At 71.6% G+C, this 11,588-nt stretch carries 13 protein-coding genes; 4 read left to right on the top strand and 9 right to left on the bottom strand.

The window, feature by feature from the left end; translation table 11 throughout:
- Positions 1-366: 366 nt before the first annotated feature.
- From hisF to hisD, 8 genes are read right to left on the bottom strand one after another with little or no spacing between them, the layout of a single operon-like run.
- Complete coding sequence (gene hisF, locus ACIQ7Q_RS18940) at positions 367-1,122, bottom strand: imidazole glycerol phosphate synthase subunit HisF (RefSeq protein ID WP_403862872.1); 756 nt, start codon at positions 1,120-1,122, stop codon at positions 367-369.
- Positions 1,119-1,532 (bottom strand): RidA family protein, encoded by a 414-nt coding sequence (locus ACIQ7Q_RS18935; RefSeq protein WP_403862869.1) that lies wholly within the window; start codon positions 1,530-1,532, stop codon positions 1,119-1,121. Before ACIQ7Q_RS18935 ends, hisF begins: the two co-directional genes overlap by 4 nt.
- The gene (priA, locus tag ACIQ7Q_RS18930) at positions 1,529-2,254 is read right to left on the bottom strand and encodes a bifunctional 1-(5-phosphoribosyl)-5-((5-phosphoribosylamino)methylideneamino)imidazole-4-carboxamide isomerase/phosphoribosylanthranilate isomerase PriA (protein WP_403862866.1); all 726 of its coding nucleotides are present in this window, start codon (positions 2,252-2,254) and stop codon (positions 1,529-1,531) included. Before priA ends, ACIQ7Q_RS18935 begins: the two co-directional genes overlap by 4 nt.
- Positions 2,254-2,904, bottom strand: coding sequence for an imidazole glycerol phosphate synthase subunit HisH (gene hisH / locus ACIQ7Q_RS18925; RefSeq protein WP_403862863.1), 651 nt, complete (start codon positions 2,902-2,904; stop codon positions 2,254-2,256). The genes priA and hisH overlap by 1 nt, the downstream gene beginning before the upstream one ends.
- Complete coding sequence (locus ACIQ7Q_RS18920) at positions 2,901-3,068, bottom strand: hypothetical protein (RefSeq protein ID WP_403862860.1); 168 nt, start codon at positions 3,066-3,068, stop codon at positions 2,901-2,903. The genes hisH and ACIQ7Q_RS18920 overlap by 4 nt, the downstream gene beginning before the upstream one ends.
- Complete coding sequence (gene hisB, locus ACIQ7Q_RS18915; protein ID WP_356639009.1) at positions 3,065-3,661, bottom strand: imidazoleglycerol-phosphate dehydratase HisB; 597 nt, start codon at positions 3,659-3,661, stop codon at positions 3,065-3,067. The genes ACIQ7Q_RS18920 and hisB overlap by 4 nt, the downstream gene beginning before the upstream one ends.
- On the bottom strand, positions 3,658-4,770 hold the full coding sequence (locus ACIQ7Q_RS18910) for a histidinol-phosphate transaminase (protein ID WP_403862857.1): 1,113 nt from the start codon (positions 4,768-4,770) through the stop codon (positions 3,658-3,660). The genes hisB and ACIQ7Q_RS18910 overlap by 4 nt, the downstream gene beginning before the upstream one ends.
- Positions 4,767-6,089, bottom strand: a complete 1,323-nt coding sequence (hisD, locus tag ACIQ7Q_RS18905; RefSeq protein WP_403862854.1) for a histidinol dehydrogenase — start codon at positions 6,087-6,089, stop codon at positions 4,767-4,769. Before hisD ends, ACIQ7Q_RS18910 begins: the two co-directional genes overlap by 4 nt.
- 148 nt (positions 6,090-6,237) lie before the next feature.
- Between hisD and ACIQ7Q_RS18900 the strand changes: the two genes are divergently transcribed.
- The 4 genes from ACIQ7Q_RS18900 (at position 6,238) to ybaK (ending at position 10,267) form a co-directional block, all read left to right on the top strand.
- Positions 6,238-7,839, top strand: coding sequence for an oxidoreductase (locus tag ACIQ7Q_RS18900; RefSeq protein WP_403862851.1), 1,602 nt, complete (start codon positions 6,238-6,240; stop codon positions 7,837-7,839).
- Between the two features lie 103 nt (positions 7,840-7,942).
- Positions 7,943-8,968: a hypothetical protein gene (locus ACIQ7Q_RS18895; RefSeq protein ID WP_403862848.1), complete on the top strand. Its 1,026-nt coding sequence runs from the start codon at positions 7,943-7,945 to the stop codon at positions 8,966-8,968.
- A gap of 43 nt (positions 8,969-9,011) precedes the next feature.
- A complete protein-coding gene (locus tag ACIQ7Q_RS18890; protein WP_403862845.1) occupies positions 9,012-9,752 on the top strand; it encodes an LON peptidase substrate-binding domain-containing protein in 741 nt (246 codons plus the stop codon).
- A gap of 17 nt (positions 9,753-9,769) precedes the next feature.
- Entirely contained in the window at positions 9,770-10,267 is a 498-nt protein-coding gene (gene ybaK, locus ACIQ7Q_RS18885) for a Cys-tRNA(Pro) deacylase (protein ID WP_403862842.1), read from the top strand.
- A gap of 647 nt (positions 10,268-10,914) precedes the next feature.
- On the opposite strand, the gene ACIQ7Q_RS18880 is transcribed toward ybaK, so the two are convergent.
- The gene (locus ACIQ7Q_RS18880) at positions 10,915-11,571 is read right to left on the bottom strand and encodes an ABC transporter permease (RefSeq protein ID WP_403862839.1); all 657 of its coding nucleotides are present in this window, start codon (positions 11,569-11,571) and stop codon (positions 10,915-10,917) included.
- Positions 11,572-11,588: the final 17 nt, after the last annotated feature.

The following is an 11,588-nucleotide window of genomic DNA, read 5'->3' as shown; positions in this document are numbered from 1 at the left end:
GCTCGCGAAAACGGGCGAGTTCGCCTTCGGCCGCGGCTGCCGCTCGGACTGGGCGGCCCCCGGTCCGAGTGGCTCCGGGCTGAGCGCCCGCACAACGCACTGCCGGTGGCGGTCGGCCCGCCACCGGAACATCAGCTACGGGTGCGGCTCCGGGAGGTGCGGATAGTGCTGCACGAGGGTGGCCGTCTCCGCCGTGGCGGAGCCACACAGGGGGACCGGCCGTCGTCCGAAGGCCGGGGGGATGCACCGGGTGGTACCGCCGTGTTGATGGCGGTACCACCGTCGGGGCGCACCCGGTCGGCGCACATCGGCACGTCACCGGTCTTGGTGAGCCGGCCGCGCGGCGGCCGGCTCATCTGCGCACCCTCAGCGGACCGGGTGGCCCGCTTCCCGCAACGTGTCCTTGACCTGCGAGATCCGCAGGTCGCCGAAGTGGAACACCGAGGCCGCGAGCACCGCGTCCGCGCCCGCCGCGACGGCCGGCGGGAAGTCGGCGAGCCTGCCGGCGCCGCCGGAGGCGATCACCGGGACCGTGACGTGCCTCCGCACGGCGGCGATCATCTCGGTGTCGTAGCCGTCCTTGGTGCCGTCGGCGTCCATGGAGTTGAGCAGGATCTCCCCGGCTCCCAACTCGGCGGCCCGGTGCGCCCATTCGACGGCGTCGATGCCGGTGCCCTTGCGGCCGCCGTGCGTCGTGACCTCGAACGTGCCTTCCGGGGTGCGCCGGGCGTCCACGGAGAGCACGAGCACCTGGCGGCCGAACCGCTCGGCGATCTCGCTGATCAGCTCGGGGCGGGCGATCGCCGCGGTGTTGACGCCCACCTTGTCGGCGCCCGCCCGCAGCAGCTTGTCCACGTCCTCGGCGCTGCGCACCCCGCCGCCGACGGTGAGCGGGATGAACACCTGCTCGGCGGTGCGGCGCACCACGTCGTAGGTGGTCTCCCGGTTGCCGGAGGAGGCGGTGATGTCGAGGAAGGTGAGCTCGTCGGCGCCTTCGGCGTCGTAGAGCTTGGCCATCTCGACGGGGTCACCCGCGTCGCGCAGGTTCTGGAAGTTGACGCCCTTGACGACCCGTCCGTTGTCGACGTCAAGGCAGGGGATCACCCGTACCGCGAGGGTCATGCGGCACCTCCATCGGTTCCGGTCGGCCGGTACGCCTCGACCTCGACCTCGACGACCAGCGAGGGGTCGACGAAACCGGAGACCACGAGCATCGACGCGGCCGGCCGGACCGCGCCGAAGATCTCCTTGTGGGCGCGCCCGACCTCGTCCACGTCGCGGGCGTGCGTGATGTACATCCGGGTGCGTACGACGTCCTCTGCGCCGAGCCCGAGTTCCTTCAGCGCTTCGATCGCCACGCCGAAGGCGGTGGCGGTCTGCTCGTAGGGGCTGCCCGCGGCGATCTGACCGCCGACGACCGACGTGCAGCCGGAGACGAGCACCAGGCCGTTGGGCAGCTCGACGGCGCGGGAGTAGCCGAACGACTCCTCCCAGGGGCCGCCCGAGCCGATGCGGCGTACGGAACCGCTCATGCGGACACCGCCGCGAGCGCCTCCTCGAGGGTGAACGCCTTGGCGTACAGCGCCTTGCCGACGATGGCGCCCTCGACGCCGTCGGGGACCAGGGACGCGAGTGCGCGCAGGTCGTCGAGGGAGGAGACACCGCCGGAGGCGACGATCGGCCGGTCGGTCGCGGCGCACACGTTCCTCAGCAGCTCCAGGTTGGGGCCCTGGAGCGTGCCGTCCTTGGCGATGTCGGTGACGACGTAGCGGGCGCAGCCCTCGGAGTCGAGGCGGGCGAGGGTCTCGTAGAGGTCGCCGCCGTCGCGGGTCCAGCCGCGGCCGCGCAGCGTCGTGCCCCGCACGTCGAGACCGACGGCGATCTTGTCACCGTACTCCGCGATGACCTTGGCGACCCATTCGGGGGTCTCCAGCGCTGCGGTGCCCAGGTTGACGCGGCGGCAGCCGGTGGCGAGCGCGGCCTCCAGGGAGGCGTCGTCGCGGATGCCGCCGGACAGCTCGACCTTGATGTCCATGGCCGCGGTGACCTCGGCGATCAGCGCGCGGTTGTCGCCGGTGCCGAAGGCGGCGTCCAGGTCGACGAGGTGGAGCCACTCGGCGCCGGCCCGCTGCCAGGTGAGGGCCGCCTCGAGCGGGGAGCCGTAGGAGGTCTCCGTACCGGACTCGCCGTGGACGAGGCGGACGGCCTGGCCGTCGCGGACGTCGACTGCGGGGAGGAGTTCAAGCTTCGGCATCAGAGCGTCTCGATCCAATTCGTGAGCAGCTGGGCGCCGGCGTCGCCGGACTTCTCGGGGTGGAACTGGGTGGCCCACAGGGCGCCGTTCTCGACGGCGGCGACGAACCGCTCGCCGTGTTCGGCCCAGGTGACCTGGGGTGCGCGCATCGCCGGGTTGGTGACCTCGAGGCTCCACTCGTGCACGGCGTAGGAGTGCACGAAGTAGAACCGGGCGTCGTCGTCGAGGCCGGCGAAGAGCGCGCTGCCGGCGGGGGCGTCTACGGTGTTCCATCCCATGTGGGGCACCACGGGCGCCTGGAGCGGGCCGACCGTTCCCGGCCACTCGTCGAGGCCCTCGGTCTCGACGCCGTGCTCGATGCCGCGCTCGAAGAGGATCTGCATACCGACGCAGATGCCCATGACGGGACGCCCGCCGGAGAGCCTGCGGTCGATGATCCACTCGCCGCGGGCCTTCTTCAGGCCGTCCATGCAGGCGGAGAAGGCGCCCACGCCCGGGACAAGCAGCCCGTCGGCGTTCAGCGCCGTGTCGTAGTCGCGGGTGATCTCGACGTCGGCGCCGACCCGGGCGAGCGCCCGCTCCGCGGAGCGGACGTTGCCGAACCCGTAGTCGAAGACGACGACCTTCTTCTGTGGCGTCGCAGCGGTCATCCCCAGATCCCCTGAATCCGCATGACGCCCGCGACCAGACACATCACGGCTGCTCCTGCGAGCAGCACGATGGGGCCCTTGGGCAACTTCTGCTGGGAGAACGAGTACACACCGCCGGCGAGGAACAGTCCGACGACGATGAGAATGGTCGAGAGGCCGGTCACAGTGCGCCCTTCGTGGAGGGGAGGATGCCGGCTGCCCGCGGGTCGCGCTCCGAGGCGTACCGCAGGGCGCGGGCGAGCGCCTTGAACTGGCACTCCACGATGTGGTGGGCGTTGCGCCCGTAAGGGACGTGGATGTGCATCGCGATCTGCGCCTGGGCGACGAACGACTCGAAGATGTGCCGGGTCATGGTCGTGTCGTACTCGCCGATCATCGGCGCCATGTTCTCGGGCTCGGTGTGCACCAGGTACGGGCGGCCCGACAGGTCCACGGTGACCTGGGCGAGGGACTCGTCCAGCGGCACGGTGCAGTTGCCGAAACGGTAGATGCCCACCTTGTCGCCGAGGGCCTGCTTGAAGGCGGCGCCCAGCGCGAGGGCGGTGTCCTCGATGGTGTGGTGGGTGTCGATGTGCAGGTCGCCGTCGGTCTTGACGGTGAGGTCGAACAGACCGTGCCGGCCGAGCTGGTCGAGCATGTGGTCGTAGAAGCCGACGCCGGTGGCGACGTCGACCTTGCCGGTGCCGTCGAGGTCGATCTCGACGAGGACCGAGGTCTCCTTGGTGGTGCGCTCGACCCGTCCTACGCGGCCGCTCATGAACTCTGCTCCTTCTTCAAAGCGCGAACCGCATCGAGGAACGCGTCGTTCTCTTCGGGCGTGCCCGCGGTCACCCGCAGCCATCCCGGTACGCCGTTGTCCCGGACCAGGACGCCCCGGTCGAGGATCTGCTGCCACACCGTGTGGGCCTCGTCGAAGCGGCCGAACTGCACAAAATTGGCGTCGGACTCCGTGACCTCGTAGCCGACCGCCCGCAGCTCAGCGACCAGCCGGTCCCGCTCGGTCTTCAGCTGCTCGACGTACCCGAGCAGCGTATCGGTGTGCTCCAGCGCGGCCAGCGCGGTCGCCTGGGTGACGGCCGACAGGTGGTACGGCAGGCGCACCAGCTGGACGGCGTCGACCACGGCGGGGTGCGCGGCCAGGTAACCGAGGCGCAGTCCGGCGGCGCCGAAGGCCTTGGACATGGTCCGGGAGACCACCAGGTTGGGGCGGCCCTCGATGAGAGGCAACAGCGAGGGCCGGTGGCTGAATTCCACGTACGCCTCGTCGACGACGACGAGGGACGGTTTGGCGGCCTGCGCCGCCTCGTACAGGGCGAGGACCGTCTCGGCGTCGACCGCGGTGCCGGTGGGGTTGTTGGGCGACGTGATGAAAACGACGTCCGGGCGGTGCGCCGCGATGGCCGCCCGGGCCGTCGTTGTGTCGATGGTGAAGTCGTCCTTGCGCGGGCCGGAGATCCAGCCGGTGCCGGTGCCGCGCGAGATCAGGCCGTGCATCGAGTACGACGGCTCGAAGCCGATCGCGATACGGCCGGGCCCGGCGAAGGTCTGCAGCAGCTGCTGGATGACCTCGTTGGAGCCGTTGGCCGCCCACACGCCCTCGGGCGCGACCTCGTGTCCGGTGGTGCGGGTGAGGTAGCGGGCCAGCTCGGTGCGCAGCTCGACCGCGTCCCGGTCCGGGTAGCGGTTGAGCTGCCGGGCGGCGTCGCGCACCCGCTCGGCGATGCGCTCGACGAGCGCCTCCGGCAGCGGGTACGGGTTCTCGTTGGTGTTCAGCCGGACGGCGACGTCGAGCTGCGGCGCGCCGTACGGGGACTTGCCGCGCAGCTCGTCGCGGATGGGAAGGTCGTCGATGCCGATGTCGGTCACTGTCCCGGAACCTTCCAGCCGAACCTTGCCTTCATCGCGGCGCCGTGCGCCGGCAGGTCCTCCGCCTCCGCGAGCGTGACAACGTGGTGGGTGATCTCGGCGAGCGCGTCCCGCGTGTAGTCCACGATGTGGATACCACGCAGGAACGACTGCACCGACAGGCCGGACGAGTGGCATGCGCAGCCGCCGGTCGGCAGGACATGGTTGGACCCGGCGGCGTAGTCGCCGAGGGAGACCGGGGCCCAGGGGCCGACGAAGACGGCGCCCGCGTTGCGGACGCGTGCCGCGAGGGCGGCGGCGTCGGCGGTCTGGATCTCCAGGTGCTCGGCACCGTAGGCGTTGACGACCTTGAGGCCGTCCTCGATGTCGGAGACGAGCACGATGGCGGACTGCCGGCCGGTGAGCGCGGGCTTGATCCGGTCCTCGATGTGCTTGGTCGCGGCGACCTGCGGCTCCAGCTCCCGCTCGACGGCGGCGGCCAGTTCCTCGGAGTCGGTGACCAGCACGGCCGCGGCCAGCGGGTCGTGCTCGGCCTGGCTGATCAGGTCGGCGGCGACGTGCACCGGGTCGGCGGTGGAGTCGGCGAGGACGGCGATCTCGGTCGGTCCGGCCTCGGTGTCGATGCCGATCCTGCCGGTGAAGTAACGCTTGGCGGCGGCGACCCAGATGTTGCCCGGGCCGGTGACCATGTTCGCCGGCGCGCAGGACTCGGTGCCGTACGCGAACATCGCGACGGCGGTGGCACCGCCGACCGCGTACACCTCGTCGACGCCGAGCAGGGCGCAGGCGGCGAGGATCGTCGGGTGCGGGAGGCCGCCGAACTCCTTCTGGCCGGGCGAGGCCAGCGCGATGGACTCGACGCCCGCCTCCTGCGCCGGGACCACGTTCATGATCACGGAGGACGGGTAGACGGACCGGCCGCCGGGCGCGTACAGCCCGACACGGTCGACCGGAACCCACTTCTCGGTGACAGTGCCGCCCGGCACGACCTGGGTGGTGTGCTCGCTGCGGCGCTGGGCGCGGTGCACGATCCTGGCCCGGCGGACGGACTCCTCCAGGGCGGCCCTGACGTCGGGGGCGAGCTCGTCCAGGGCCCTGGCCAGCGCGGCGGCCGGCACCCGCACCTGGTCCAGCTTCACGCCGTCGAATTTCTCCGCGTAGTCGATCAGCGCCGCGTCGCCACGATGATGCACGGCCTCGCAGATCGGCCGCACCTTGTGCAGGGCGGCTTCCACGTCGAACTCGGCACGGGGCAGCAGGTCGCGCAGAGCGCCACCCTCGGGGAGGGCGTCGCCACGCAAATCGATTCGAGAGATCACGTCAGCAATTCTCTCAGACCGTTTCAGGCGTCCGTTTTCCGTATCAGTGGCTGATACGAGCCCCACAAGTTGACCATCACCACTAGCGTTCAGCCCGTCACTCAGCGGGAAGAACAGCTGTACGAACCAAGGAAGCGGAGGGGCGGCAGTGACCGAGCCGCTGGACGACGGGCCTCCGGACGGACTGAGCCCGACCGAGCTGCACATGTGGAACGCTTTCAGGAACGGAAGCACCTACGACCTCAGCGACACAGATCCCCTGCTGAACGATCCCTTCTCCCCGCTGCCCTGGGGACCCGAGCGCAGTGTCCGCGCGTCCATCGTGGCCCGGCTGCTGCTGAGCGGACCGACCGCAAGGCCGGGCCGGGTCGCCGCGCTCAAGCTGCGCGGGGTCCTGATCACGGGCACGCTCAAGCTCGCGGGCGGCAGCATCGCGCCCTATGTGGAGCTGCACGGCTGCCGCTTCGAGAACGAGCTGCTGATGCCGGAGGCCCACTTCACCACCGTACGGATGGTCGGCTGCGCCATCCCCCGGATCGAGGCCGCCCGGCTGCGCACCGAGGGCGACCTGCATCTGCCGCGCTGCCGCGTCGACCACGGCATCCGGCTCACCGACGCCCAGATCGGCACGGACCTGCTGATCAACCAGATCAATGTGCGACCCGACCGCCGCGGCCGGGCGATCACCGCGGACGGCATGTCGGTCGCCCAGGACTTACAGGCCGAACTGATCGAGACATACGGCGAGTTCAGTCTGCGCGGCGCGAAGGTCGGGGTCTCGCTCAGCTTGCGGGGCAGCCGGCTGCGGGCGGCGGCCGAGCGCCGCGCACTGAACGCGCCGCAGCTGAGCGTGGAGCGCACGCTCTACATGACGGGCGCGTGGGTGACCGTGGCCACAGGCAATCAGGGCGCCACTCCCCCGTTCGGGATAGGCGCGTACGGCACCCCCGCGCGCGGCACGCGGCTGCAGCCCTTCGAGTGCCACGGCGGGGTCCGTCTCGACGACGGGCGGTTCGGTGACGCGGTCGACCTCCAGCGGGCACGGTTCGTGCTGAGCTCGCGCGAGGAGCTGTCGCTGCGCCGGATCGCCACCCCGGAGCTGCGGTTCAACGCGGAGTGCCCCGAGGAGGGGCGGATCGTGCTGAACGGCGCGAAGGTGGTGACGCTGATCGACCTGGCGGCGAGCTGGCCGGGTCCGGGTGGGCTGGCGATGGGCGGTTTCGTCTACGAGAACCTCGTCCCCCAGGAGGAGTTCCCGCTGTCGCGGCGGCTCGAGTGGGTCGCCTCCGCCACTCCGGAGTACTCGCCGGAGCCGTACGAGCGCCTGGCGACCGTGCTGCGCAACAGCGGCGAGGACGCGGACGCCCGCGAGGTGCTGCTGGCCAAGCAGCGCCGGCGCCGGGAGACTCTGCCGCTGGCCGGAAAGCTGTGGGGCTATCTGCAGGACCTGACAGTGGCGTACGGCTACCGGCCGGGCCGGGCGGCTCTGTGGATGGCGGTCCTGTGGGCGGCCGGCGCGATCGCCTTCGCGCAGGTCGCTCCGCCACCGATCAAACCCAGCGAGCATCCGGAGTGGAATCCGGCTCTGTACGCCCTCGATCTGCTCGTACCGGTGATCAATCTCGGCCAGGACGGGCACTGGCGGCTCCAGGGCGGATGGCAGTGGGCGGCTGCCGTTCTGGTGCTACTGGGCTGGATTCTGGCCACCACGGTGGCGGCGGGCGCGTCGCGGTTGCTACGTCGCGGTTAGGACACTTTCTTTACCGTCTCTTGACTTCGGCCGGGACAACCATTCCGCCGCTACCAAAGCTTCACAGCCAGCCTCTGGCGCGGCGTTCACCTGCGCGTTTTCAATGGTCCGCACCATGTCATTGCTCCGCGCCCTGATCCGTACCGCGCGCATGATCCGTCATACGCCACGGCTCACCGATGGCCTCGTGCCCGACGAGGCGGTGCTGCTCGACGCCCCCGACGAGCGGCTCGGCCCGGCCCTCGTGGCGGCCGCCGTCGGGGAGTACGACACGGCCGCGAAGCTGCTCGCGACCACACGGGAATCAGCCGAATGGGAGAACCGCGACCGTTACGTCAAGAGACTCGCGGCGTTCGCCCAGAAGCGGGACGAATGGCTCACCGACTGGCTCAAGTCCTCGCCCCGCGACTCCGACGCGCTTGTCGTCAAGACCGAACTCGCGGTCCGCAGAGCCTGGGAATCGCCCGCGCGGCCGGAACAGCTGCGCGAGATCGGTCCGCTGATCGACGCGGCGGCGCAGAGTGAGCCGAACGACCCGGTGCCCTGGCGCATCGCGCTCGACCACGCACGCGGCACGCACGCAACGCACACGGCCTTCGAGTCGCTCTGGGAACAGGCGATCCGCCGCTCCTCGCACCACTACGGCTGCCATGTGGCGGCGCTGAAATACCTGTCCGCCCAGTGGTACGGGTCGCACCGCGAGTGCTTCGACTTCGCGGAGCAGGCGGCGGCGGACGCACTGCCCGGCTCCTTGGTGCAGGCACTGCCGGTACGGGCGGCGTTCGCCCAGCTGCTGGGCGGCGAGGCGAGGACGTCCGTGCAGGACGACCGGATCGACGCGGCGGCGGACCTCGCGGTCACGCTCTCCGGCGCGTACGAGGCCGCCGACCCGTGGCCGGCCGAGGTGCGCAATCTGCTCGCGTACGTGCTGGTCGCGCGCGGGCGTTGGGAGGAGTCGCTGGCGCAGTTCCGCCTCATCGGCCCGTACGCGACGTCCTTTCCGTGGTCGTCGGTGACGGAGGACCCGCTGGGCCAGTTCCTCCAGGCACGGGACGGCGTACGGATCGAGGTCGCCTCCGGGACGCCGCTGCGTGGACCGGGGGCACCTCCCGCGGCCGCGAGGTCGTAGGGGGAGGACGGGCGCGGTTGCCCGCCCATTACTCTTGACCGCTGTGACCACCGCTCGCCTGCCCCTCTTCCCGCTGAACTCGGTTCTGTTCCCGGGCCTCGTGCTGCCCCTGAACGTCTTCGAGGAGCGTTATCGCGCCATGATGCGCGAGCTGTCGAAGGCGGGCGAGGAGGAGCCGCGGCGCTTCGCGGTGGTCGCCATCCGCGACGGACGCGAGGTCGCGCCCACCGCGCCCGGCATGCCGGACCAGACCACCGTCACCGAACGCGGTCCCGCGGCGGGCTTCGGCCAGGACCCCATCCAGGCGTTTCACCGCGTCGGCTGCATCGCCGACGCGGCGACCATCCGTGAACGCGGGGACGGCAGCTTCGAGGTGCTCGCCACCGGTACGACCCGGGTCAAGCTGCTGTCCGTCGACACCACGGGACCGTTCCTGACGGCCGAGCTCGAGGAAATTCCCGAGGAACCGGGCGACGGCGCGGGCGCGCTCGCCGAAGGCGTACTGCGGGCCTTTCGCAGCTACCAGAAGCGGCTTGCGGGGGCGCGTGAGCGGTCGCTGTCGACGGGCGCGGAGCTCCCGGACGAACCGTCGGTCGTCTCGTACCTCGTCGCAGCGGCGGCGGTGCTCGACACCCCCGCGAAGCAGCGGCTGCTCCAGGCGCCGGACACGGCGACGCGGCTGCGCGAAGAACTCACCTTGCTGCGCGCGGAGACGGCGGTCCTGCGGCATCTGCCGTCGCTGCCGGCGGTCGATCTGACGTGGCGGCCGACGAACCCCAACTGACGCGAGGAACCACTGCCTTGGCGAAGAAGACGAAGAAGCAGTCGAGCGGCACGCCCGCGACGGTGGCCCTCACGTCCGCGGGAACCCCGTTCACCCTGCACGCCTACGACCACGACCCGTCGTCCGCCTCGTACGGCGAAGAGGCGGCCGAGGCACTCGGCGTCTCCCCCGACCGCGTCTTCAAGACCCTGGTCGCGGACGTCGACGGCGCCCTGACGGTGGCGGTCGTCCCGGTCGCGGGCCAGCTCGACCTCAAGGCCCTCGCCTCCGCCGTCGGCGGCAAGCGCGCGACGATGGCCGACCCGACGGCGGCGGAACGCACGACGGGCTACGTCCGCGGCGGCATCTCACCACTGGGGCAGCGTAAGCGGCTGCCCACGGTGCTGGACGCGTCGGCGTCGGCACACGAGACGATCTGCGTCTCGGCGGGCCGCCGCGGCCTGGAGGTCGAACTCTCCCCCCAGGACCTGACCACCCACACGTCGGCCCTCCTGGCGCCCATCGCCCGCGCGTAGCCTCGCGGGACGTTGGGGTACCGCGCTCCGCGCGGTGTCCTCAATCGCCGGACGCGCTGCATTCACGGCCCCCTCGCCCCCTGAGCCGCACAACCCCGGCCCGCACCCCGACCGCGACGCGGAGCCACTCCACCCCGCACGCCATCGGGGCGCGGGGCAACTCCGGCCCCGCGGGGCAACGTCCGACGATCGAGACCAGACCGACGGGCAGCCCCGGCGCGGAGGCCAGTTCCAGCCCCGCCGGCGATTGAGGCGCGGGCTACGGGGCGAAGCGCCCCCGGGATGCCACCCGGAGCGCGGTGCAGAGGCCGGGTCGGGCAGCGCAGGCCAACCCCAGCCCGCCCCCGCCCGCGGCGCCGAGCAACTCCACCCCCGCACGCCCTCGGGGCGCGGAGCCCACCTTTCCCCACACCCGATCAAGGCGCCGGGGCCACCTCCAGCCCCGCCGGCCATCGAGACGCGGGGCTACGGGGCGAAGCCCCCGGGACGCCATCCGGAGCGCGGTGCAGAGGCCGGGTCAGGGCCACCTCCAGCCCCCCGGCGATTGAGGCGCGGGGCTACGGGGCGAAGCCCCCGGGATGCCACGCGGAGCGCGAGGAGGGGGCCGGGGCTTGCCCCGGTTCGGGAAGGGGCGGGGTGGGGAAACGTCACTGCTCGGGCGGCCACTCCAGCTCCGGATCCCGCGGACCGAACAGCGCCGTCAACCCCAGATGCATCACCATCGCCGCCACCGGCCACGCCAGCAGCGCCCCCTTCGCCCGCAGCTCCAGATACGCGTCGAAGGTGACGCCCTCGCCGACCTCCCGCGCCCGCGCCGCGACATCCGTCGTCGGGCCGAACCAGACACCCACACCCCAGCCCAGCAGCGAGCCGAGCAGGCCGCCCACCGCCAGGGCGATCACGAGGGCGATGCCGCCGCGCCGGCGGAAGAGGAAGACCGCCGCCGCGCTCAGGGCGCCGAGGGCGACGGCCAGCAGCACGAACGTGCCGTCCGCGCCGATCGCCTCCTCGCCCTCCGTGTCCTTGAGGAAAACGGCCTCGTTGTTGGAGATCAGCGGCACCCGCGGCGCCAGCCACAGCCACAGGAAGCCCAGCGCCAGCCCCATGAGGGTCACGCACACCAGGATCAGGGCGGAGTCCCGCAGGTCCCTGCGCAGCTCCGCGGCCGACTCGGCCTCGTCCTTCGCCGCCCCGTACGCGTACATCGATGACGGCCCAGCCCCGGCGGGCGGTGCCTGCCAGGGATTGTCGTCCGAGGAGGACGGTTCGTGGGGCTGGTGCGGCGGCGTCAAAGGTGCGGTCACCCCGCCATCGTGCCAGG

It is taken from the genome of Streptomyces sp. NPDC096176, from assembly GCF_044763255.1.
Lineage (GTDB): Bacteria > Actinomycetota > Actinomycetes > Streptomycetales > Streptomycetaceae > Streptomyces.
The sequence above is the reverse complement of the archived record's forward strand: the minus strand, read 5'-3'. Positions and strand labels throughout refer to the sequence as shown.